Source organism: Brevibacterium sp. Z349TD_9, from assembly GCF_056173565.1.
In genome coordinates, this window is sequence record NZ_CM149680.1 from 809,447 (window position 1) to 830,693 (window position 21,247).

At 69.8% G+C, this 21,247-nt stretch carries 20 protein-coding genes; 16 read left to right on the plus strand and 4 right to left on the minus strand.

What is annotated here, in order from left to right; all coding sequences use genetic code 11:
* The first annotated feature begins 26 nt into the window (after nt 1-26).
* The 5 genes from AC0VYB_RS03520 to AC0VYB_RS03540 all read left to right on the plus strand — a co-directional run bounded on the left by AC0VYB_RS03520 (nt 27) and on the right by AC0VYB_RS03540 (nt 4,989).
* Nucleotides 27-2,381, plus strand: a complete 2,355-nt coding sequence (locus AC0VYB_RS03520) for a transglycosylase domain-containing protein (RefSeq protein ID WP_063250820.1) — start codon at nt 27-29, stop codon at nt 2,379-2,381.
* Nucleotides 2,382-2,588: 207 nt separating this feature from the next.
* Nucleotides 2,589-2,744, plus strand: a complete 156-nt coding sequence (locus tag AC0VYB_RS03525) for a hypothetical protein (protein WP_009380800.1) — start codon at nt 2,589-2,591, stop codon at nt 2,742-2,744.
* Nucleotides 2,745-2,787: 43 nt separating this feature from the next.
* On the plus strand, nt 2,788-3,261 hold the full coding sequence (locus tag AC0VYB_RS03530; protein WP_063250822.1) for a RidA family protein: 474 nt from the start codon (nt 2,788-2,790) through the stop codon (nt 3,259-3,261).
* On the plus strand, nt 3,251-4,228 hold the full coding sequence (locus AC0VYB_RS03535) for an NUDIX hydrolase (RefSeq protein ID WP_063250824.1): 978 nt from the start codon (nt 3,251-3,253) through the stop codon (nt 4,226-4,228). The genes AC0VYB_RS03530 and AC0VYB_RS03535 overlap by 11 nt, the downstream gene beginning before the upstream one ends.
* Nucleotides 4,225-4,989, plus strand: coding sequence for an MBL fold metallo-hydrolase (locus AC0VYB_RS03540; protein ID WP_119297061.1), 765 nt, complete (start codon nt 4,225-4,227; stop codon nt 4,987-4,989). Before AC0VYB_RS03535 ends, AC0VYB_RS03540 begins: the two co-directional genes overlap by 4 nt.
* Nucleotides 4,990-5,261: 272 nt before the next feature.
* On the opposite strand, the gene AC0VYB_RS03545 is transcribed toward AC0VYB_RS03540, so the two are convergent.
* Nucleotides 5,262-5,939, minus strand: a complete 678-nt coding sequence (locus tag AC0VYB_RS03545; protein WP_040342444.1) for a Crp/Fnr family transcriptional regulator — start codon at nt 5,937-5,939, stop codon at nt 5,262-5,264.
* A 199-nt stretch (nt 5,940-6,138) separates the two neighbouring features.
* Here AC0VYB_RS03545 and nth point away from each other — a divergent pair, with 199 nt between their 5' ends.
* Together nth and AC0VYB_RS03555 are read left to right on the plus strand one after the other, a co-directional pair.
* The gene (gene nth / locus AC0VYB_RS03550) at nt 6,139-6,879 is read left to right on the plus strand and encodes an endonuclease III (protein WP_475385045.1); all 741 of its coding nucleotides are present in this window, start codon (nt 6,139-6,141) and stop codon (nt 6,877-6,879) included.
* A complete protein-coding gene (locus tag AC0VYB_RS03555) occupies nt 6,876-7,697 on the plus strand; it encodes an NUDIX hydrolase (RefSeq protein WP_063250061.1) in 822 nt (273 codons plus the stop codon). Before nth ends, AC0VYB_RS03555 begins: the two co-directional genes overlap by 4 nt.
* A gap of 101 nt (nt 7,698-7,798) precedes the next feature.
* Here the strand turns inward: AC0VYB_RS03555 and AC0VYB_RS03560 are convergent, their stop codons facing one another.
* Nucleotides 7,799-8,206 (minus strand): phage holin family protein, encoded by a 408-nt coding sequence (locus AC0VYB_RS03560; protein WP_063250062.1) that lies wholly within the window; start codon nt 8,204-8,206, stop codon nt 7,799-7,801.
* Nucleotides 8,207-8,299: 93 nt separating this feature from the next.
* Nucleotides 8,300-10,234: an acetate--CoA ligase gene (gene acs / locus AC0VYB_RS03565; RefSeq protein WP_259801183.1), complete on the minus strand. Its 1,935-nt coding sequence runs from the start codon at nt 10,232-10,234 to the stop codon at nt 8,300-8,302.
* A 278-nt stretch (nt 10,235-10,512) separates the two neighbouring features.
* On the opposite strand from acs, the gene AC0VYB_RS03570 reads away from it, so the two are divergent.
* The 9 genes from AC0VYB_RS03570 (at nt 10,513) to AC0VYB_RS03610 (ending at nt 18,944) form a co-directional block, all read left to right on the plus strand.
* Nucleotides 10,513-13,347, plus strand: a complete 2,835-nt coding sequence (locus AC0VYB_RS03570) for a hypothetical protein (RefSeq protein ID WP_063250064.1) — start codon at nt 10,513-10,515, stop codon at nt 13,345-13,347.
* Nucleotides 13,348-13,577: 230 nt separating this feature from the next.
* Nucleotides 13,578-14,585, plus strand: coding sequence for a septum site-determining protein Ssd (gene ssd / locus AC0VYB_RS03575; RefSeq protein ID WP_063250065.1), 1,008 nt, complete (start codon nt 13,578-13,580; stop codon nt 14,583-14,585).
* Nucleotides 14,582-15,751: a TadA family conjugal transfer-associated ATPase gene (locus AC0VYB_RS03580; protein ID WP_063250066.1), complete on the plus strand. Its 1,170-nt coding sequence runs from the start codon at nt 14,582-14,584 to the stop codon at nt 15,749-15,751. The genes ssd and AC0VYB_RS03580 overlap by 4 nt, the downstream gene beginning before the upstream one ends.
* Nucleotides 15,748-16,437, plus strand: a complete 690-nt coding sequence (locus AC0VYB_RS03585) for a type II secretion system F family protein (protein WP_063250067.1) — start codon at nt 15,748-15,750, stop codon at nt 16,435-16,437. The genes AC0VYB_RS03580 and AC0VYB_RS03585 overlap by 4 nt, the downstream gene beginning before the upstream one ends.
* Nucleotides 16,438-16,442: 5 nt before the next feature.
* Nucleotides 16,443-17,081, plus strand: coding sequence for a type II secretion system F family protein (locus AC0VYB_RS03590; protein WP_063250068.1), 639 nt, complete (start codon nt 16,443-16,445; stop codon nt 17,079-17,081).
* Between the two features lie 35 nt (nt 17,082-17,116).
* Entirely contained in the window at nt 17,117-17,728 is a 612-nt protein-coding gene (locus tag AC0VYB_RS03595; RefSeq protein WP_231882229.1) for a GNAT family N-acetyltransferase, read from the plus strand.
* A gap of 250 nt (nt 17,729-17,978) precedes the next feature.
* On the plus strand, nt 17,979-18,245 hold the full coding sequence (locus AC0VYB_RS03600) for a DUF4244 domain-containing protein (protein WP_082834944.1): 267 nt from the start codon (nt 17,979-17,981) through the stop codon (nt 18,243-18,245).
* 1 nt (nt 18,246) lies between these two features.
* Nucleotides 18,247-18,630 carry a TadE family type IV pilus minor pilin gene (locus tag AC0VYB_RS03605; RefSeq protein WP_063250071.1) on the plus strand — a complete coding sequence of 128 codons (384 nt, stop codon included), beginning with the start codon at nt 18,247-18,249 and terminating at the stop codon, nt 18,628-18,630.
* Complete coding sequence (locus AC0VYB_RS03610) at nt 18,627-18,944, plus strand: Rv3654c family TadE-like protein (RefSeq protein ID WP_063250072.1); 318 nt, start codon at nt 18,627-18,629, stop codon at nt 18,942-18,944. The genes AC0VYB_RS03605 and AC0VYB_RS03610 overlap by 4 nt, the downstream gene beginning before the upstream one ends.
* A gap of 1 nt (nt 18,945) precedes the next feature.
* On the opposite strand, the gene AC0VYB_RS03615 is transcribed toward AC0VYB_RS03610, so the two are convergent.
* Nucleotides 18,946-21,219: a DEAD/DEAH box helicase gene (locus AC0VYB_RS03615; RefSeq protein ID WP_201671462.1), complete on the minus strand. Its 2,274-nt coding sequence runs from the start codon at nt 21,217-21,219 to the stop codon at nt 18,946-18,948.
* Nucleotides 21,220-21,247 lie beyond the last annotated feature (28 nt).

A 21,247-nucleotide genomic window follows, 5' to 3' on the forward strand; every position in this document is an offset into this window, starting at 1 on the left:
AACTCCGGTTGGTTAAACTTGGTTTCATGGTGTCTCCTGAGTCAAATCCCGAACCGACCAAGATGGCGGCCTTCCTCCAGTTCGTCGCGGTGAGCGCGGTGGCCGGAATCGTGGCCGCCGGTCTTGCCATCCCCGGCGTCGGTGTCGCCACTGCCAGCGCGAACAGCGCCGTCGAGATCTTCAATGCGCTGCCGGCCACGCTCGAGGAGCGCGACCTCGGCGAGAAGTCGACGATGCTCGCCGCCGACGGCTCGAAGATCGCTGACTTCTACTGGCAGAACCGCGTCGAGGTTCCCCTCGACCAGATCTCCCAGGAGATGCAGGACGCGACGATCTCGGTCGAGGACTACCGGTTCTTCGAACACGGAGGCATCGACCTCGAGGGCATCGCCCGCGCGGCGGTGCACAACATGGTCTCCTCGACGACGCAGGGCGGTTCGACGCTGACTCAGCAGTACGTGAAGAACGTGCTGGCCGAGAACGCCCACGCGGAATCGAACCGGGAAGGCGTGGAGGCCGCCAGGGAGTCCAAGGGCACGGCAGGCTACGCGCGCAAGCTGCGTGAGGCGAAGCTCGCCGTTGCGGTGGAGAAGAAGTACGACAAGAAGGAGATCCTCAACCGCTACCTCAACATCAACAACTACTCGGGATCGCCGAACGTCTACGGCGTGCAGGCAGCGGCTTACCGCTACTGGGGCATCGACGCGAAGGACCTCAACATCCAGCAGTCGGCGATGCTCGCCGGCATCGTGCAGAACCCGTCGGCGTTCAATCCCGAGCGCTTCCCCGACGCCGTGCTCGAGCGCCGCAACGTCGTGCTCGGGCAGATGCTCAAGTACGGTCACATCACGCAGAAGCAGTACGACGAGGCAGTCAAGACCGGCCTCGACCTCAAGATCAGAGAGACCCCGAACGGCTGTTCGGCGGCGGAGAACAGCGCCGCGTTCTTCTGCAACTACGTCGTCAACGTCATCAAGAACGACGAGAGCTTCGGCAAGACCGTCGAAGATCGCATCGCCACCCTCCAGCGCGGCGGCCTGACGATCAAGACCAGCCTCAATCCCGACATCCAGAAGATCGCGGACAAAGAGGTCAAGAAGCGCGTCCCCGTCGGCGATCCCTCGGGAGCCGGCCATGCCCTCGTGACGATCGAACCGGGTACCGGTGAGGTCATCGCCATGGCTCAGAACCGTGAGTACACAGAGGGCGAGGTCGAGAAGAAGGACAAGAACAAGAAGACGAACATCAACTACACCGTCGACAAGAAGCACAACGGCGGTGCCGGCTTCCAGGTCGGTTCGACGTGGAAGCCGTTCGTGCTGGCCACGTGGCTGAAGTCGGGCAAGAGCCTCAACGCCTCGGTGAATGCGACCAAGCGCAACTTCCCGGCGAGTTCGTGGAAGTACAGCGGCTGTCCCAACATGGCCGGTGACTGGGATCCGAACAACGCCGGCGACGGTTCGGGCAAGGGCTCGATGACGGTGCTCAACGCCACGAAGAACTCGGTGAACACCGGGTATGCGGCCATGGGCAACCAGCTCAACATGTGCAAGATCATGGACACCGCGATGGATCTCGGCATCCGCTACGGCAGCGGAGAGAAGCTCGACTACGCCGACAAGTCCGGCTTCATCCAGGCGCTCTCCCCGTCGTCGATCCTCGGCACCACGGAGACGACCCCGATCGCGATGGCCGCGGCGTTCGCGACCTTCGCCAACGACGGGAAGTTCTGCGGACCGAAGCCGATCCTCGAGATCACGGACCGCAACGGCAAGAACATCGACGTCCCGGGCGAGGAGTGCAAGCAGGTCCTCGACAAACAGGTCGCGCGCGGCGTCGCCTACGCGCTGACGCAGACATTCAAGGGCGGTACGACCAGCAGTCTGGGAATCGGAGTGCCCGCCGGTGCGAAGACCGGTACGACGAACTTCGAGGTCGGCCACACCTGGCTGCTCGGATTCACCAAGACCCTGTCGACGGCTGTGTGGACCGGTGACCCGCGAGGCACCCGCGACTGGCGCAAGAACGGCAAGGGCAAGGTGCGCGGTCAGATCTACGGTGCGACAATCTCCGGTAAGACCTGGCAGGCGTTCATGAGCAAGGCCGTCAAGGAGACCAAGGGCAACACCGGATTCCCGAAGCCGAGCTCGAAGTACTTCCAGGGCGGGGGCTCCGGTGGCGGAGGCGGTTCGTCATCGACCGGCACCAACCGCGGCGGCGGAGGCGGAAACGGCGGCGGCGGTTCCTCCAACGGCGGCGGAGGCGGCGGCGACCGTGGCAACGGCGGTGGCGGCGGCAACGGCGGCGGTGGAAACGGCGGCGACGGTGGCGGCGACAACGGCGGCGGGGGAGACGAAGCTCCCGGCCTCGGCGGCAACTGAGTCGACGGCGGCTGACATCGGTGGGGCGGAACGATCTTCTCGATCGTTCCGCCCCACTCGCGTCTGCGACGTTCCCGTCGCCATTGTTCCGCCTTCTCCGCTAGTGTGGGGTGGGGCAATGAGCGACGCGTGAACACGCGCCGAGACTGCCAGCCCGCCCGGGCCGAGACACGTGCACCGGGTGCCGACGAACCGAGTAGGAGAGCCATGACCAAGTGGGAATACGTCACCGTTCCGCTCATCGTCCATGCGACGAAGCAGATCCTCGATCAGTGGGGTGAGGACGGCTACGAACTCGTGCAGGTCGTGCCGGGGCCGGACAACAACGGTCTCGTCGCCTACCTCAAGCGCCCCAAGCCCTGACCCCCGCTCAGCAGTCTGCACTCTTCGTCGAAGGAGACCACCCATGTCGACCGTCCTTGACCGCATCAGCGAACTCGGCCTCGAGCTGCCGAAGGTCGCAGCCCCCGCCGGCGTCTACGTCCCGGCCCTGCGCACCGGCAACTACGTCTACACCTCCGGTCAGCTGCCGGTCGTCGACGGTGCGCTGCCGACGACGGGCCACCTCGGCGCCGAGGTCGACGTCGACACCGGCTACCAGCTGGCGCGGATCGCCGGGCTCAACGCTTTGGCCGCGATCGCCTCGGTGATCGGCGACCTCGACAAGGTCGTGCGCGTCGTCAAGGTCACCGGCTTCGTCAACTCCACCGACGACTTCACCCAGCAGCCGTCGGTCATCAACGGCGTCTCCGAGCTCTACGGGGAGATCTTCGGGGACAAGGGCCAGCACGCCCGCAGCGCCGTCGGAGTCAACACGCTGCCGCTCGGCACTCCCGTCGAGGTCGAGGTCGTCGTCGAGGTCGAGGACGATGCCGCTTAGCGGACGCTCCCTCCCGGTCTCCACGGAACTCACCTGGCTGCTCGACCTCTGGCGCTCAGAGGGACGACGGCCGGTTCCCGAGCCCCCACGGCCCGCCTCGGCGATCATCCTCGTCCGCGACACCCGTGAGGGGCTCGAGACGTTCGTGACGCGTCAGCTCGACGCGCGCGGCGTCGAGGACCGCAACCGCTGGGCCTACCCCGTCGGGGACCTGCGCCCGAGCGATCTGCGCAAGCTGCCGGTCACCGGATGGAAGTCGTCCCGGTGCGCGATGACGCTGAGCATCGAGAACAAGTCACGCGCCCTGCAGCAGTTCTCCGCTGCCGCGCGCGTCGCCTTCGCCTCGACCGGGGTGCTGCTGGCAGAGAACGTCGACCACGACCTCGTCGCGAGTCCGCAGACGGAATGGCAGGCGACACGGTATCGCCTGCTCTCGAACGAGGTGTCGTGGTCGCAGGTGCTGCGCGAGCGGGACCTGCGGCTGCGCCCCGACCTCCTCAAGCCGTGGCTGCGCTGGATCAACACGGCGACCCAGCTCCACCGCTTCGACACCACGTACTTCCTCGCCGCCGTGCCCTTCGGCCAGGAAGTCGACTTCCTCGCTTCGAACGAGAGCTCGGGCGGGTGGAAGCGACCCGAGGAGATCCTCGCCGACGCCGCCGACGATCCCGACCGGATCAGCGCGAGCACGCGGCTGATCGTCGAGAGCCTGCAGACCGTTCCGACCGTGGGAGCGGCCATGGCCCAGGTCCGCGACGTCCACCCCCTGCGTCCGGAGATCGCCGACGAGGACGGCGAATGGCGGCTCGTCATCCACCCCCGCCGGGACTTCCACCAGAAGGGCACCCTGCGCGACCGCGATGTGGCCGTCGGCGACGATGAGGAAGAGGACCGCACCGGGCTGATGAGCCTGGGCGCCGACGACGATGACCCGACCAGCGCAGACGAGGACACCGACGACTCATGAGGATCCGTGCGAACAACCCGTCCCCGATGACCCTGACCGGGACGAACACCTATGTGCTCACCTCCCGCGACGACACCGCGGCCGTGATCGTCGACCCCGGACCAGAACTCGCTGAGCACCGTGAGCGCTTCCTCGCCGAGGTGGGGGACCGGAGGCTGGCGGGCATCGTCCTCACCCACCAGCATGCCGATCATTCCGAGATGCTCGGCAGCGTCGCCGACTGGGCGCCCGAGGTGCCCGTCTACGCTGTCCTCGACCGGTTCGCCCGCCACACCCCACCGGTGGCCGACGGCGATCGCATCGTCTTCGGGGATGATCCTCTCGACGTGATCGAGGTCGTCGCGACGCCGGGGCACACCGGTGACAGCATCAGCCTCCTCCATGACGGCGTCCTCTACAGCGGCGACACCATCCTCGGTGAGGGGACGACGATAGTCACCCACCCCGAGGGGTCGCTCGGGGACTACCTGGTGAGTCTCGATCGCCTCCGCGAGCTCTATGACTCAGGGGCGTATGCGCGCATCGAACCGGCCCACGGCCCGACGATCGACTCACCCGCCGAGGTGATCGACCACTACCGCGACCACCGCCGTGAGCGCATCGCCCAGGTCAGGGCCGCGCTCGAGCAGGGCGCGACGACCGCGGCCGAGGTCTGCGACATCGTCTATCACGACGTCGACCCGCGGGTCCGCGGAGCCGCCGAGCAGATTGTGCGCGCCCAGCTGAGCTACCTCGGCGCCCTGTCCCCGGACGACGCATAGGACAGGGGCACCAGGCGAGGTGCCGCCCGACCCGACCGCCTCGGTGAGGAAGTGGTGCCCGGCCAAGTTGTTGATGCCCGGCCAGGTTGTGGTCGAAAAACCGAGGAGAATCGGCCGTTTTGGCTCATTTCCCTCGGTTTATCGACCACAAACGCTGGGGTGAAGGGGGGGGGGGGGGGAGACGTCGCTGAAGGCCCCGGCAGACGGCGAACGCCCCGACAGTGACTGTCGGGGCGTTCGCAGTCTGCGACCGGTCGAACCGGCCGGCATGATCAGCGGGCGCGGTTGCGCATGCGCTCCATGTCGAGGATGACGACCGAGCGGGCCTCGAGGCGGATGAAGCCGCGGGCGGCGAAGTCGGCCAGCGCCTTGTTCACGGTCTCACGGGAAGCGCCGACGAGCTGCGCGAGCTCCTCCTGTGTGAGGTCGTGGGCGACGAGGACGCCGTCGGGAGCCGGCTTCGAGAAGCGGGCGGCGAGGTCGAGCAGCGCCTTGGCGACACGACCGGGGACGTCGGAGAACACGAGGTCGCCGACGGTCTCGTTCGTCCGGCGTAGGCGCTGGGCGAGTGCCTTGAGGAGGTTGAGTCCGGCCTGCGGACGGTCCTTGAGCCAGGTCGTGAGGTCTTCGTGCTTGAGGCTGAGAAGTTCGGACTGGGAGACCGCGGTGACGGAGGAGGACCGCGGGCCCGGATCGAAGAGGCTGAGTTCGCCGATGATCTCACCCGGTCCGACGACGGAGAGGAGGTTCTCGCGGCCGTCGGAGGACTCGCGGCCGATCTTGAGCTTTCCGGTGGAGACGATGTAGAGCTCGTCTCCGGCGTCGCCTTCGTGGAAGAGCACGGTGCCCCGGCGGAGGCTCCGCGGCTTCATGAACTTCATCAATGCGCTCGTCGATTCGTCATCGAGTCCGGCGAAAAGCGTTGCGCCCCTCACAACTTCAATATCCACAGTGTCCTCCTTGTGATGGTCTCCACACATAAATCTACCTGGTCAAGGGTACCTGGACCACCAAATACGCGCGGGTCGTGGGAATTGAGGGTCCCTTGTGTCGTTTCCTCGGCCCTCGCCGAGGTGGGTCACGGTTGCGTGCGCACGCTGTGAGCCGGACAACTGCGGTATCGGCTCCTGCGGATTAGAATCGACACTTGTGTTGACCGTGGCAGAGAAGAGCGCGCGCAGGTTCGCCAAGGAGACCCCCCTGGGGAAGACGCGCCGCGCGCGGAAGATCAATCGGATCCTCGCCGAGGTCTACCCCAACGCGAAGTGCGAACTCGACTTCGAGACCCCATTCCAACTTCTCATCGCCACCGTGCTCTCGGCGCAGACGACGGACATTCGCGTCAACGCCGTCACCCCGGGACTCTTCGCCGCCTTCCCCGACGCGCACGCACTTGCGGTCGCCAACCTCGGCGAGGTCGAGGAGCTCATCCGCTCGACCGGGTTCTACCGGGCCAAGGCTCGCAACATCGTCAAGCTCGCGAACGACCTCGTCGACGACTACGACGGCGAGGTGCCGCGGACGATGGAGGAGCTCGTCAAGCTCGCAGGGGTCGGGCGGAAGACGGCCAACGTCGTCCTCGGCAACGCCTTCGACACCCCCGGCATCACCGTCGACACGCATATGGGCCGCCTCGCCCGGCGGTTCGGGTGGACGACGGAGACCGACCCGGTCAAGGCCGAGGAGGACATCGCCGCGCTCTTCCCGACGAAGGAGCTCACGCTGCTCTCCCACCGGGTGATCTTCCACGGCCGCCGGATCTGCCACTCTCGCAGACCGGCGTGCGGGGCCTGCCCGCTGATGGCGCTGTGCCCGTCGTTCGGCATCGGCGAACTCGACCCGGTCAAGGCCGAGGCGATGCTCAAGTACGAGATGGCTCCCTTGGCATGAGCGAATTCCTCGACGGCCTCAAGGGACCCGGGAGGCATGCTGCTGACGGTGGAGTCCCCGTTGCCGACGGGGCGGTCCCGACTGCCGACGCCGAGGCGGTTCCGCCGAGGTCGGCGGATCCGCAGCGCGCGGACGATCCGGAGCTGCGCGACCAGCTGGCGCGTCTCGCCGAGTCGAAGGGGTCACCGCTGTGGCTGCGCCGCGCGAAGGCCCGCGGCGATGCCGTGGTCCGCGACGCCGCTGTCCTCATGCTCTTCGGCCGCGGCGGCGCCCCGCGCACGGATGCCGGTCGAGCCGCCCTGCCGCACCTCGAGGAGAAGGGCGTCGCCGACGTCGACATCGTCCTCCTCCAGCGCGCGAGCACCCTGCGCCTCCACGCCGGGCAGGTCGCCTTCCCCGGTGGGGGTCGCGATCCCGAGGACGACTCGATGGCCGCCGCCGCGCTGCGTGAGGCCGAGGAGGAGGCCGGCATCGTCCCGGCCAGCGTCGACGTCCTCGGTCAGCTCGAGCCCCTCTACATCCCGGTGAGCAAGTTCCAGGTCACCCCCGTCGTCGGCTACTGGGCGGTGCCCGGGGTCGTCGCCGTCATGGACGAGGCCGAGTCGTATTCCGTCTACCGGGTCGCGATCGCCGACCTCGTCGCCCCCGCCAACCGCGGCAGCTTCTCGAGGCCTGATCTCGCGATCACCACCCCGGCCTTCGACGTCGGCGTGCTCAAGGTGTGGGGCTTCACCGCGGGCATCCTCGACTTCGCCCTCGACGAACTCGGTTGGGCGCTCGACTGGGATCGCAAGGCCGCCATCGACATCGACTACTGAGCCGGGACGCAGGCCGGACGTCCCCGCGGGGACGTCCAAAACGCGAATGGCGCCGAGTCCCACGCGGGGACTCGGCGCCATGCCTGTCGATGGTGGTCGGGTCAGTACCTCGGACCCGAGGGGTTCGTCAGCGCCCGCTTGACCGCGGCGACGATCGACTTCGCCGAGGCGATCGCCCCGCCCGGAACCGGGTTGCCCTTCTTCAGCAGCGGGACGGCGATGAGCACGAGGATGACGGCGATGACGGCGAGGATGCCGAAGATGATGAGGAAGCTCGCCCACCACGGCCAGTCCAGTCCTTCGCGGAACGCTGCGGCTCCGGCGAAGATCACCATGAACGACCCGAGGAACAGGAAGAACAGGGCCGCGAGCGCCAGGGCCGATCCGATCCCCAGGTTCTTCGCCCCGGCGGTGGCCTCGGCCTTCGCCAGCGCGAGCTCCTCCTCGGCGATCGCCTTGGAATCGTCGCCGATGTCCTTGATCAGTTCGCTGATCGACCTCTCGGCCATGAGTGCTCCTATCGCCAGAAACGTTGTGACAATCTTTCTCAAGAGTAGTCTGAACGTCCCTCGTCACCAAAGACGTCTGAGCTCAGTGTCGACTCACGATTTCGCCACCGATTCCTCGATGAGCTTCATCACCGACGAGTCGGCCAGCGTCGTGGCGTCACCGACCTCACGGTTCTCGGCGACGTCCTTGAGCAGACGGCGCATGATCTTGCCCGACCGGGTCTTCGGCAGCTCGGAGACGATGTGCACCTGCTTGGGCTTGGCGATCGGACCGATCTCCTTGCCGACGAACTGGCGCAGCTCCTCGGCGGTCTCCGGACCGTCGTCGACTCCGCCGACGGTGATGACGAACGCGATGACAGCCTGGCCGGTCGTGTCGTCGGCGGCACCGACGACCGCCGCCTCGGCGACGGAGGGATGGGCGACGAGGGCGGATTCGATCTCCGCGGTCGAGAGGCGGTGCCCGGAGACGTTCATGACGTCGTCGACGCGGCCGAGGAACCAGATGTCCCCGTCCTCGTCACGGCGCGCACCGTCCCCGGCGAAGTACGTGTTCTCGAACCGGGACCAGTAGGTCTCCTTGAAGCGCTCGGGGTCCTTCCAGATCCCGCGCAGCATCGACGGCCACGGCTGCCGGATGACGAGGAGGCCGCCTTCGGGGCCGGCAGGGTTCTCCCCGGTGTCGTCGACGACGTCGACGGAGATGCCGGGGATCGGACGCTGCGCCGATCCCGGCTTCGTCGCGAGCACCCCGGGCAGGGGCGCGATCATGTGGGCGCCGGTCTCCGTCTGCCACCACGTGTCGACGATCGGGCAGCGCTCCCCGCCGATGACGCGGTTGTACCAGCGCCAGGCTTCGGGGTTGATCGGCTCGCCGACGCTGCCGAGGAGGCGCAGGCTGCTCAGGTCGTACTTCGCGGGGATCTCCTCGCCCCACTTCATGAACGTCCTGATCGCCGTCGGCGCGGCGTAGAGCGTCGTCACCTTGTTCTTCTCGACGATCTCCCACCAGCGGCCCTGGTCGGGCGTGTCCGGTGTGCCCTCGTAGATGACCTGCGTCATTCCTGCGGCGAGCGGTCCGTAGGCGACGTACGAGTGACCGGTGACCCAGCCGACGTCCGCAGTGCACCAGAAGACATCGGTCTCGGGCTTCGCGTCGAAGACGGACTTCATCGTGTAGAGGACCTGGGTGAGGTAGCCGCCGGAGGTGTGGAGGATGCCCTTGGGCTTTCCCGTGGTGCCGGAGGTGTAGAGGATGAAGAGCGGGTTCTCGGCTTCGAAGAACTCGGCCTCATGCTCGGGGCTCGCCTTGTCGACGGTGTCCTGCCACCACTGGTCCCGGCCCTCGGTCATCTCGACGTCCTGGCCGGTGCGGCGGACGACGATGACGTGCTCGACCGGGGTGTCGCCGTGGGAGAGCGCCTCGTCGACAGCCGGTTTGAGGCTCGTCTCCTTGCCGCGACGGTAGCTGCCGTCGGCGGTGATGACCACGCGCGCCTCGGCGTCGATGATCCGCGAGCGCAGGGCGTCGGCGGAGAAGCCGCCGAAGACGACGGAATGGGCAGCGCCGAGGCGGGCGCAGGCGAGCATCGCGATGATCGCCTCAGGGATCATCGGCAGGTAGATCGCGACCCGGTCTCCGGCCTCGACCCCGAGTTCGGTGAGTGTGTTCGCCGCCTTCGACACCTCGGCGAGGAGCTCGGCATACGTCAGCGTCCGGGAGTCCCCGGGCTCGCCTTCGAAGTTGATGGCCACCCGGTCGCCGTTGCCGGCGAGGACATGCCGGTCGAGGCAGTTGTACGCGACGTTGAGCTTTCCGTCGGCGAACCACTTGGCGAACGGCGGGTTCGACCAGTCGAGCACCTCGGTGAAGTCGTCCTTCCAGTCGACGAGTTCACGGGACTGCTCGGCCCAGAAGCGCTCGAAGTCCTCGGCACCGCGCTCATAGGCGTCTTCCCTGACATTGGCGGCGGCTGCGAACTCCTGTGGCGGGGCGAAGGTCTCGGTCGCCTCGGCGCTGTCGGTCATGATTCCCTCCGGCTTCTTTGATGGAACGAAGATTCCCTCCGACTGTATACCCGCAGAGGTGACGCCGGTCACCCTGACCCCGGTGATGAGCGGGGGTGAGCGGGGGTAGTCATGACGGGTCCCATGTGCTAAAGCGGTGTGCGGCGGAGCTTCGGCAAGGGGACTGGCGGCGAAGAATTGGGTGCGCACGGGTGCCGGGGTCTGCAAGGATGGCCCTAGGTCTGCCAGGATGGACCCCGCAGACAGCACAGTGTCCCTTCGATCGACTGGAGCAAGCGATGAGTTCGCCGCACCATCCCACAGGACCAGGAGCGCCGCAGTGGCGCGACCAGCCGGGACCCCACCCCGGACCCAACAGCCAGCCGCCCGCCGGCGGTCAGTACGGACAGGGCCCGGGAGGTCAGGCCCCCGGTGGCCAGTACGGACAGGGCCCGGGAGGTCAGGCCCCCGGCGGCCAGTACGGACAGGGACCGGGTCCGTATGGTCCGGACGCCCAGGGCGGGCAGCCGACTCCGTACGGATCCGGTCCGGGACCCTATGGTTCGGGACCCGCGCAGTACGGTTCGGGGCCGGGGCCCTACGGTTCGGGGCCGGGACAGTACGGCCAGGCGCCAGGCCAGTATGGGTCGGGACCGAGCCAGTACGGGTCGGGCCCAGGACCCTACGGGTCCGGACCGGGGCAGTTCGGGTCGGGACCCGCCCCGCAGCGTCCTCGCCGCACGGGACCCGGGCTTGTCGGCCCGCTCACCCTGCGCGACCTCTTCCTCCTCTTCGCGGGCCTGCTCGCACTCATCGTGCTCTTCGTGCCCTACAAGAACTACGACATCATCACGATGCCGCTGTGGTCGTGGAACATCGATTCGATGGGGACGCTCGTCTTCGTCGTGCTCGCCATCCTCCTCATCGTCGGGGCCGTGCTCATGAACAAGTTCGGCAACGGTCGGATGCGTGTGGGATCGCTCGGCCTCGACCAGTTCATCTCCGTCCTCTCCTCGGTCGCGTTCGCCTTCGCGTTCGTCCAGCTCATCACCTCGGCGCCGTACTGGAGCGTCGGCGCCTACCTCGCGTTCTTCGCCGCGCTCATCGCGTTCTTCGCCGGTGTCTTCACGATGCTGCCGTTCTTCGCCGCTGAGTTCGCCGGACGCGAGGACGTCCCCGCCCACGCCAAGGCGCGCCCGGTGACCAAGACCGCTCAGCATCCCGCGCCGCAGGCCCACGTGCCCGGCGGATTCGACGGCGGGTACGGCAGCGGCCCCCACCCCGGTGCGCAGGGACCCCAGGGTCAGGGTGGCCCCGGCGGGGTCGGCCCGGGCCAGTACGGGCAGGCCGCGCCCGGTCAGGGCGGCCCGAGCCAGTACGGCGCCCCGCAGGGCGGCTTCGGCCAGCCCGGCTACGATTCGGCACAGCCCAACTGGGGATCCGACCAGCCCTCGTACGACGCAGGGCAGCAGGGTGGACCGGGCGAGCAGGCCGCGTCCGGCCGGCACGCCTACTCCGATGATGCGGGCAGCCCGTTCACCGGTGGAACCCCGCGCCCGCAGGCCTCCTTCGCCCCGCCGGCCGAGGACCGCTCCTCCGGCACCGATGACGCCTCGGGACAGCCGGTGCAGAGCACGGGATCCGGGCAGACGTACCTCGGCGACCAGCATCCGCGGGACCCGCGGCATTCGCAGAGCGAGCCGACGCAGACCTTCGGGCTGGGCACCGAACCCGAGGAGTCCGCGTGGACGTCGACCGCCTCGGCCGCCGAGCCGACTCCGGCGGCATCGCCCACGGCATCGCAGACCGATGCTGACGACGCGTCTGCGGCACGTCGCGACGGGACCGCTGGTGACGGCAGTGCCGACGCCGCGGCCCCGCAGACCAACGCCGATGACACCGTGGCGATCAGCCGGACCGTCGTCGAGAGCGGCCCGACCTCGACCGAGGAGGAGACCATCACCTCGGTCTCCGAGCGCCGCCGCGGACGCCATTCCGCACCCGAGTCCACCTCGGAGACCGAGACCTCGGCCAGCGCCGCGTCACCGGATTCCGAGGCACGGTCGGGATCGAGCACGGTCTCGCAGCCCGGCACGGTGACCTCGTCGACCGTGACCTCGGCCGACGAGCCGGGCCCCGGCCCGCTCGGGGTCTTCGACGGCGGCACGAAGGCCGCCGCGTCTCAGGGCACAGAGTCCCGGTCGGCAGCTGCCTCACCCGAATCGAGGGAGGGTGCGTCCACGGACGCGACGTCTTCTAATGCGGCGTCCGCGAACACGACATCGTCAGACGCGACGACGACCTCCGCATCCGCCGAGGCCGACGAGAGCAACATCCGCTCGACCGAGGCGACCGTTGTCAACGCCGAGGGCGTCGTCGAGACCGATCCCGGTGCGGATCCCACCGGCAAGGAAGCTCCCGAGTCGAGGACGGATGACTCCCGCTCCTCGACCGAGCGCCGAGGCGTCGTCGCCGCATCGAGCGGAGTCACCGTCGCGTCGGGAGACGACGTGACGACCACCGAGGCTGAGTCCGAGACCGAGCGGAGCGCGACGACGGGCGACCGCGTTGCTGGCTCGGGCGACGGCGACTCGTCCGACCGCGCTCCGGACTCGGCCGACCGCGGGTCGGCCGGTGACCGGCGACCCGAAGGCCAGGGCTCGACCGAGACCGTCAGCCGCGAGACCGTCGGCGACGAGACCGTCCAGGTCGACGCCGTGACCTCCCAGGGAGGCGGTGCCTCGGCGGAGCCGACGACCGAGCGGACCACCCCGCCGGACTCCGACGAACCGACGCAGTACGTGCCGATGACGAACTACCGGGACTCCTCGGAGCAGCGGACCGCCTCGGCGGATGGGGAGTCGTCGGACCGCAGCGCATCGGGCTCGAGGGAGGACCGGCAGGCGTCGGACTCCGCGGAGACGACCGAGGAGAAGACGGTCATCCAGGCGTTCTGGTTCGCCGTTCCCGAACCGCGCGAGGCCGTCGACGCGAAGACCGGGATGCCCGTCTTCACGATCTACCCGGGTGACTGGTTCCTCGCGCTCGAGGATCACGGGACGTCGTTCACGGTCCGTGACTCCGACGGCAAGGAGGGCGTGCTGCGCAACCTCGAAGGGATCCAGCGCGGCTGACTCGTGTGCCGAGGCTGTGGACGGTGCGGCCGGTCAGCGCCGCACCCGAGCAGCCGTGAGGCGCGCACCCGGCGTCGCACGTCCGGTCTGACCGGGCGCGATGCGCTGGCGAAGCGATGAGGGGCGGCCCCTTGTGACTTGTGTCCACAGGCGCCGCCCTTCGTCGTCCCCGTCCACAGCCCTGGCCCGACCACTGGTCGCAGCCGCCGCATCGGGGCCAGTCTGGGCGCATGGAGATCGCGCTCATCACCGACCTCGGCGCCATCACGGAGGAATGCGCCCGTGTCGCCGAGAGCATCGGCGTCGACCTCAAGGTCCTCCCACCCGATTCGGGCGGGTGGCAGAAGGCGGCGCTCATCCTCCTCGGCGAGGACGTCACCGAGGTGCCCGCCACCGACGGTGCGGACCGGATCCTCGTCGTCCTCGACGGCGACGAGACCGTCTCGGCGTGGCGGCGGGCCGCGCACCTCGGCGTCGAACAGCTCGCGATGCTGCCCTCGGCCGCGGAATGGCTGAGCCAGCGGATCATCGCCGCCGTCGAACCCCCGGTGACCCCCGGGGTCACGGTCGGCGTCGTCGCCGGCTGCGGCGGGGCGGGCGCCTCGGTGCTCGCCTGCGCCCTGGCCAGGCGGGCCGGCGGCGAGGTCCCTACGGTCCTCGTCGACGCCGACCCGCTCGGGGGAGGCCTCGACCTCGTCCTCGGCGCCGAACAGGTCCCGGGACCGCGGTGGTCGGACCTCAGCGCCTCCCGCGGGCAGCTGCGCCCCTCGGTCCTGCGCCAGGCCCTGCCCGTCCACGACGGCCTGGCGATCCTCTCGTGGGGACGCGACGACACCCTCGACCTCGACCCGGAGATCTTCGACGACGTCCTCTCCGCCGCCGCCCAGGCCTTCGACCTCGTCATCGTCGACCTGCCCCGCCACGCCCCACCGCAGTGGACCAGGCGCTGCCACCACGTCCTCCTCGTCGCCCCCGCCCGGGTGCGTTCGGCCGTCGCCGCCTCCCAGGTCGCCAAGCGCCTCTCGCACTCCCACCCCGACGTCCGCCTCGTCGTCCGGGAGACCGGCAGCGGCGGACTCGACGCCGACCTCCTCGCCGACTCGATCGGACTCGGCCTCGCCGGCAGCATCCGCGACGACCGCGGGCTCTCGGCCGCCGTCGACCGCGGTGAGGGCATCCCGGGCGGGGCGAGGCTCGGCCGCCTCGTCGACCGCCTGCTCGGGGAGTGGGTGGGATGAGCGAATGGCTCGACGCCTCCCTCGTCGCCGAGGTGCGCAAGACCCTGCTCGACAATCCCGGACCGGTGACGACGGCCGCCGTCGCCGAGGCGGTCCAGCGCACCGGCCGCGTCCTCGGATCCGCGGCCCTCCTCGACCTCGTCACCCGGCTCTCGGCCCAGCTGTCGGGAGCCGGTCCCCTCCAGGCCGTGCTCGACGTCCCCGGCACGACCGACGTCTTCGTCAACGGCCCCCGGGAGGTCTTCGCCGACACCGGTGCGGGCCCGGCCCGGCTCGAGCTCTCCCTCGGCTCCGAGGAGGACGTGCGCTCGCTCGCGGTGCGCCTGGCCGCCCTCGGCGGGCGCCGCCTCGACGATTCGAGTCCCTTCGTCGACGTCCGCCTCCCCGACGGGGTGCGGATGAACGCGATCGTCCCGCCGATCTCGGGGGAGCACACGTCGATCTCCTTCCGCGTGCCCCGGCGTTCAGGCTTCACCGTCGACGACCTCCGCGCCGACGGATTCATCCCCGCCGAGGTCGCAGCCCTGGTCACCGAGGCCGTGGGCTCACGGGCGAACATCCTCATCTCCGGGGGCACCGGCACCGGCAAAACCGTCCTCCTCGGCGCCCTCCTCGGCCTCGTCGACCCGCTCCACCGCATCGTCGTCGTCGAGGACTCCCGCGAACTCATCGTCGGCCACCCCCACGTCGTCCAGCTCGCCGCCCGCCAGGCCAACGTCGAAGGCGGCGGCGAGGTCACGCTCACCGACCTCGTCCGCAACGCCCTGCGGATGCGCCCCGACCGCCTCGTCGTCGGCGAATGCCGCGGCCCCGAGGTCCGGGACATGCTCACCGCCCTCAACACCGGGCACGAGGGCGGGTGCGCGACGATCCACGCGAACACCGCCGAGGCCGTCCCCAGCCGCCTCGCCGCGCTCGGGGCGCTTGCCGGAATGAGCCCGCAGGCCGTGCACTCCCAGTTCGCCACCGCCATCGACCTCGTCATCCACCTGCGCCGGGTCGGGGTCGACCGGGGCCTGACCGAACTCGCCATCCCCACCCGGGACACCGGCGAGTCCCTGACGATGGAACCCGTGTGGGGGCGAGCCTCCCCGCGCTCGCCCGGGGAATTCAACCGGCGGGCGCTCGCCCGCTTCGAGGCCGTGCTCGAGCAGAGGTCGACATGATCCTCCTCCTCGCCGTGCTCGTCGCGGCCGGCATCGTCCTCGCCGCCCCCTCCGACCCCGGCGTGCGGCTGCGCGAACTCCTCACCCACCCCCGCCGAGGCGGGTCCGCGGTCCCCGTGTCCCCTCGCCGAGGCGGGCGCCGGGGTGCCGATGACGAAGCGGAGCGGCTGTGGGCGATCGGGGCGGTCGAGAACTGCGCGCATCTGCTCCGGGTGGGCATGACGCCGCAGGCGGTGATGGCGACCCTGAGCAGGCAGGACGAGCGGCTGCGCCCGATCTCGCGGGCGATCGCGCTCGGGGAGGACCCGGGTCGGGCGATCGCGAACCGCGGGCAGGCGCTGCCGACCTCCGCCGCCGAGGTGTTCGCCGGCATGGCCGCGGTGTGGACGGTCTCGGAGCGCTCGGGTGCTCCGGCCGCCGACATGATCCTCCGCTATGCGACGGCACGTCGGGACGCCCTCGACGCCGACCGGGAACGGCGGATCGCGATGGCCGGGCCCCGGGCGACCGTGCGGGTGCTCAGCTGGCTGCCGCTCATCGGGATGGGGCTCGGGCTGCTCATCGGCGTCCGCCCCCTCGAGCTCATCGGCGGTCTGCCCGGACAGCTGAGCATCGGGGCGGGACTCGTCCTCTACGTCCTCGGCCGCTGGTGGATGATGCGGATGATGCGGCGGGCGGAGCGCTGATCCCGATGAGCGCCGTCGTCGTCGGTCTCCTCGTCGGACTCGGCGTCCTCCTGTGGTCGGGCCGGTCGGCGGGACGCCTGCGGGGCCTGCTCGAAGGAGCCGATCAGTCGGCCACGGACGTCCGCGGACGACGGGACGGGGTGGTCGGGGGCGGAGCGGTCGCGGGCGGCGGGACCACCGCCTCGGCGAGGGGAGGGGGCCCCGCCTCCGGGAGGTCAGGGGTAAGCGATGAGGAGCTCGCGTTCGACCTCGACCTCGTCGCGATCTGCCTCACCGCGGGACTGCCGATCCCCGTCGCCCTCACGCTCACCGCCGAGGCGACAGGGGACCGGTCGGGCCTGCTGCGGATCGCGCGGGCGAAGACGATCGGCGGCGACGACCTCGCCCCCGACGACCGCCTGCGGCCGGTGCTCGAGGTGTTCGCCTTCTCCGAGCAGACCGGGGTCGGCCCGGCACCGCTCATCGAATCGGTCGCCGGCGAACTCCGGGCGGCCTCCCGGCGGCGACGGCAGGAGGCGGCCGCCGCACTCGGGGTCGGCCTCGTCGTCCCGCTCGGGGTGTGCATCCTCCCGGCGTTCCTCCTCCTCTCCGTCGTCCCCGTCGTCATCTCCCTGCTCACCGACCTCACGACGGTGTTCTTCTGAGATGACAGCTCGTCTGCGGTTGATAGGGTCGGGCCATGTCTACTGTGACACCGTCCTCTGTGGCACCCTTCCAACGGCTCACCGACGTCGCCGAGGCCGAACGGTACGCCGGTCACCTCTTCGTCGGCACCTCCGTGCGGCTGCGCCCCCTGCAGTCCGACGATCTGCACTATCTCGAGCAGTGGTGGTTCGATCCCTCGATCGTCGTCCTCCAGAACCCGACCGTCCTGCCGCGGCCCGAAGGCGGTGTGTCCGAGCAGTTCACGCAGTGGAGTGCGAACACCGACTCGAGTTCGGTGGGCTTCAGCATCGAGCTGCTCGAGACCGAGGAGTTCGTCGGTCACGTCACCCTCTTCGGCCGCGACACGATCAATCAGTCGGCGACGCTGGCGATCATCCTCGGACCCGAGTTCCACGGTCACGGGTTCGGCGCCGACGCCGTGCGCCTGGCCCTGCGCTACGGGTTCCTCCAGCTCGGGCTCAACCGCATCGAACTGCGCACGTGGGCATTCAACACCCGCGGCATCGCCGCCTACACGAAGGCCGGCTTCGTCGAGGAGGGCAGGCGGCGCGAAGCCGTGTTCTTCAACGGTCGCCGCCACGACGAAGTGATCATGGCCGTCCTCAGGGACGACTGGGCCGACTGAGGGCCTTCCGGCCGGGCGGCGGCCGAGCCGGCCGGGCGGCCGTGCCGACCGGCGACCAGAGCCGACAGGTGACCGCGCGACTCGTGTCCGTTCTCCTGTGGAGAACGGTGCGACTCGTGTGCCACGGGCCTGTGGACGCCCAACCGGTTTCCACAGCCTCGGATCCGCCCCTCGACCCGACCCCTGTGCCTCCTCCACGGTGGAGGACCGTTCGCAGAGCGCGCACGGTCACTTCTTCGAGGAGGAGAACATGAGCACAGACACCTCGACGACCCCGACCCCCGACGAGGCACCGCCGCCGGAGATCCGGCCGCACGAGGGTCCTCCGAGCGCCGAGTCGCCGCTGGGGCCCGATGCCGAATGGGGTCCGGACACCGGGGCGACGACGGCGGAGTACGCGATCACCACACTGGCCGCGTGCGGCTTCGCCGCCCTCCTCGTCGTCATCCTCAAGTCGGAGCCGATCAAGGAGCTCGTCACCGGCGTCATCCAGACCGCTCTCGGCCTCGGAGGCTGAGATGGCCGTCCGCGGGCACGCCGGCGCGGAGGGCAGGGACCGGGGGACGGCGACCGCGGAGTTCGCCGTCGTCCTCCCCGCTCTCGTCCTCCTCGTCGTCGTGCTCGCCGGGGCGGCGGCGATCGGGTTCACCCAGCTGCGCGCCTTCGACGCCGCGCGTTCGGCCGCCCGCGAGATCGCCCGGGGCGAACCCCACGCGGCGGTCGTCGACGAGGCGAAGAAGCATGCGGGCGCCGCGTCGACCGTGCGAGTGGGCTCCGACGGCGGCTACGCGACGGTGACCGTCACCGTGCGGCTGCCCGAGGCGATCTTCTTCCTCGACGAGGTCGAAGCGGCAGCGACGGCCCGGACCGAGGGCGGACGCTCGGGCGGTGATCCGGGATGACGAACATCGTCATCGGACTGTGCGCGGTCATCCTCGGTCTCGTCACCGCCATCGGGGCGCTGAGCCAGGCGTTCGTCGCACACAGCACCGCGCAGGCGGCCGCCGACCTCGCGGCGCTCGCCGCCGCCGACGCCGTGCGCGGACTGTCGCCCGGTCAGCCCTGCGAGGTCGCGAAGGAGGTGAGTGAGCGCAACGGGGCGGTCATGCGCGACTGCCGTGCGTCGACCGCGGAGCAGAGCGCCTATGTCGAGGTCGCCGTCGACATCCCAGGGCCCCTGCCGGAGGTCGCGGAGAAGGCCGTCGCCGGCAAGTGATCTAGAGTACGGCCCGGAGCAGGCGCAGAGCGGCATCCTTGTCGAGCGGTTCGTTGCCGTTGCCGCACTTCGGCGACTGGACGCACGAGGGACAGCCGTCGACGCACTCGCACGCGGCGATCGCATCCCGGGTGGCACCGAGCCACTCCTCGATGACCTCGCTGCCGCGCTCGGCGAAGCCCGCGCCCCCGGCCAGACCGTCGTAGACGAAGACCGTGGCCATGCCCGTGTCCGCGTGCAGGGCCGTCGAGACGCCGCCGATGTCCCACCGGTCGCAGCCGGCGAAGAGGGGCAGCAGACCGATCGAGGCGTGCTCGGCGGCATGGACGGCACCGGGCAGATCGGCCTTGAGGACCTCCGCGGACTCGAGGAGCGCGCGCGGGATCGTCCACCACACGGCAGAGGTCCGCAGGGTGCGCTCGGGCAGGTCGAGTTCGTGTTCGGCGAGGATCGTCCCGCCGCGCTTCGCCCGCATCCGATAGGCGACGACCTGGTCGGTGACGTCGACGGTGCCGCTGGCCACGCCGACTCCCGAGGGGAGGGTGCGCTGGCTCACGGTGTCGACGATGGAGATCTCCGTGAGCGACCGCGCCTGCGTCGTGTAGTCGACCTCCGTGCGGTCGACCAAGGCGATACGTTCGTCGAGGTCGAGGTCCGCGACGAGGAAGTCCGTGCCCTGGTGGGTGTAGACCGCCCCGGGGTGCGCGCCCCGGTGCGCACCGGTCTCGTCGACCGTGCCGAGCAGAGTGCCGGTGCTCGCTTCGACGAGGCGGAACTGACCGCCGCCGGAGCCGCGGATGTCGGACTGATCGGTCGCCGGTTCGTCCTTCGCCCAGAACCAGCCCAAGGGCCGGGCGCGCAGGAGCTTGCGTTCGACGAGGTCGTCGACGACTTCGGCGGCGTTGTCGGGGAAGTGCGCGAAGTCCGAGCGGGTGAGCGGCACCTCGGCGGCGGCCGCACAGAGGTGGCCTCCGAGGACGTAGGGGTTGCCGGGGTTGATGACGCCCGCGTCGACGGGGGCGTCGAAGATCACCTCGGGATGGTGGACGACGTAGGTGTCGAGCGGGTCGTCGCGGGCGATGAAGACCGCCATCCACCGCTGACCGTCGCGTCCGGCGCGACCGGCCTGCTGCCACAGGGAGGCCAGCGTCCCCGGCCACCCGGAGACGATGACGAGGTCGAGGCCCGAGATGTCGATGCCGAGCTCGAGCGCGTTCGTCGACGCCACCGCGAGGAGCCGCCCCGAGCGCAGCGCCGATTCGAGGGCGCGGCGCTCCTCGGCGAGGTACCCGCCCCGGTAGGCGGCGACCTTGCCGGTGAGGGACTCGTCGACCATGCCCACCTGCTCGCGGACCGTCGCCGCGAGCGTCTCGGTCCCGCGTCTCGAGGCGATGAAGGCGAGGGAGCGGTAGCCTGCGCACATCGCATCGGTGAGGACATCGGCGGCCTCGGCCATGCCCCCGCGCCGGTCACCGGCAGCCGACATCGGCGGCTCCCACAAGGCGAAGCTGCCCGCGGCCCGCGGTGAGGCGTCCTCGGTCACCGGATGGGCGGGGCGGCCGGTGAGCCGGGCGAAGGCGACATCGGGCTGGGCCATCGTCGCCGAGGCGCCGATGACGACGGGGTGGGCGCCGTAGTGGGCGGCGATGCGCAGGAGTCGGCGGAGGATGAGGGCGACGTGGGATCCGAAGACGCCGCGGTACCGGTGGGCCTCGTCGACGACGATGTAGCGCAGGGACTTGAACAGGCGTGCGAAGCGCTCATGCTGGGGGAGGATCGCCCGGTGGAGCATGTCGGGGTTGGTGAAGACGATGTTCGCATGCCGCCGGGCCCAGTCCTTCGCCGCTTGCGAGGTGTCGCCATCGTAGGCGGCCGGGCGGACCCCGCGGACGATGAGCTGCTCGAGCTTCGTCAGCTGGTCGGCCGCGAGCGCCTTCGTCGGGGCGATGTAGATCGCCGAGGCGGTGCGCAGACTGTCGCGGGTCGTCTGGATCGACTCGAGGACCGGCAGCCAGAAGCCCAGTGACTTCCCCGAGGCGGTCGGGGTGGCGATGACGACGTCCTCGCCGTCGCGGGCGGCCTGCGCCGCCTCGACCTGGTGGCGCCACGGTCGGTCGACGCCGATGGCCGCGGCAGCATGGCGCAGCTCCTCGTCGACCCAGTCCGGCCAGTCCGACTCGTGCTCGACACGCTGTGGAATCTCGCGGAGGTGGACGATCCGATCGTCCCTGACACCGAACCCGGAGACGATGTCGTGGAGAGCGGAAGAGGACATGTCTCAATTATGTCCCAGGCCCGCCTGG

What these genes read in the sequence shown, in the direction of transcription:
- AC0VYB_RS03540 (WP_119297061.1), top strand. Translation starts at nt 4,225, where the DNA reads ATGAGGATCCGTGCGAACAACCCGTCCCCGATGACCCTGACCGGGACG.
- AC0VYB_RS03560 (WP_063250062.1), bottom strand. Translation starts at nt 8,206, where the DNA reads ATGGCCGAGAGGTCGATCAGCGAACTGATCAAGGACATCGGCGACGAT.
- AC0VYB_RS03555 (WP_063250061.1), top strand. Translation starts at nt 6,876, where the DNA reads ATGAGCGAATTCCTCGACGGCCTCAAGGGACCCGGGAGGCATGCTGCT.
- ssd (WP_063250065.1), top strand. Translation starts at nt 13,578, where the DNA reads ATGGAGATCGCGCTCATCACCGACCTCGGCGCCATCACGGAGGAATGC.
- AC0VYB_RS03535 (WP_063250824.1), top strand. Translation starts at nt 3,251, where the DNA reads ATGCCGCTTAGCGGACGCTCCCTCCCGGTCTCCACGGAACTCACCTGG.
- AC0VYB_RS03590 (WP_063250068.1), top strand. Translation starts at nt 16,443, where the DNA reads ATGAGCGCCGTCGTCGTCGGTCTCCTCGTCGGACTCGGCGTCCTCCTG.
- AC0VYB_RS03600 (WP_082834944.1), top strand. Translation starts at nt 17,979, where the DNA reads ATGAGCACAGACACCTCGACGACCCCGACCCCCGACGAGGCACCGCCG.
- AC0VYB_RS03530 (WP_063250822.1), top strand. Translation starts at nt 2,788, where the DNA reads ATGTCGACCGTCCTTGACCGCATCAGCGAACTCGGCCTCGAGCTGCCG.
- AC0VYB_RS03595 (WP_231882229.1), top strand. Translation starts at nt 17,117, where the DNA reads ATGTCTACTGTGACACCGTCCTCTGTGGCACCCTTCCAACGGCTCACC.
- acs (WP_259801183.1), bottom strand. Translation starts at nt 10,234, where the DNA reads ATGACCGACAGCGCCGAGGCGACCGAGACCTTCGCCCCGCCACAGGAG.
- AC0VYB_RS03585 (WP_063250067.1), top strand. Translation starts at nt 15,748, where the DNA reads ATGATCCTCCTCCTCGCCGTGCTCGTCGCGGCCGGCATCGTCCTCGCC.
- AC0VYB_RS03520 (WP_063250820.1), top strand. Translation starts at nt 27, where the DNA reads ATGGTGTCTCCTGAGTCAAATCCCGAACCGACCAAGATGGCGGCCTTC.
- AC0VYB_RS03605 (WP_063250071.1), top strand. Translation starts at nt 18,247, where the DNA reads ATGGCCGTCCGCGGGCACGCCGGCGCGGAGGGCAGGGACCGGGGGACG.
- AC0VYB_RS03580 (WP_063250066.1), top strand. Translation starts at nt 14,582, where the DNA reads ATGAGCGAATGGCTCGACGCCTCCCTCGTCGCCGAGGTGCGCAAGACC.
- AC0VYB_RS03570 (WP_063250064.1), top strand. Translation starts at nt 10,513, where the DNA reads ATGAGTTCGCCGCACCATCCCACAGGACCAGGAGCGCCGCAGTGGCGC.
- AC0VYB_RS03525 (WP_009380800.1), top strand. Translation starts at nt 2,589, where the DNA reads ATGACCAAGTGGGAATACGTCACCGTTCCGCTCATCGTCCATGCGACG.
- AC0VYB_RS03615 (WP_201671462.1), bottom strand. Translation starts at nt 21,219, where the DNA reads ATGTCCTCTTCCGCTCTCCACGACATCGTCTCCGGGTTCGGTGTCAGG.
- AC0VYB_RS03610 (WP_063250072.1), top strand. Translation starts at nt 18,627, where the DNA reads ATGACGAACATCGTCATCGGACTGTGCGCGGTCATCCTCGGTCTCGTC.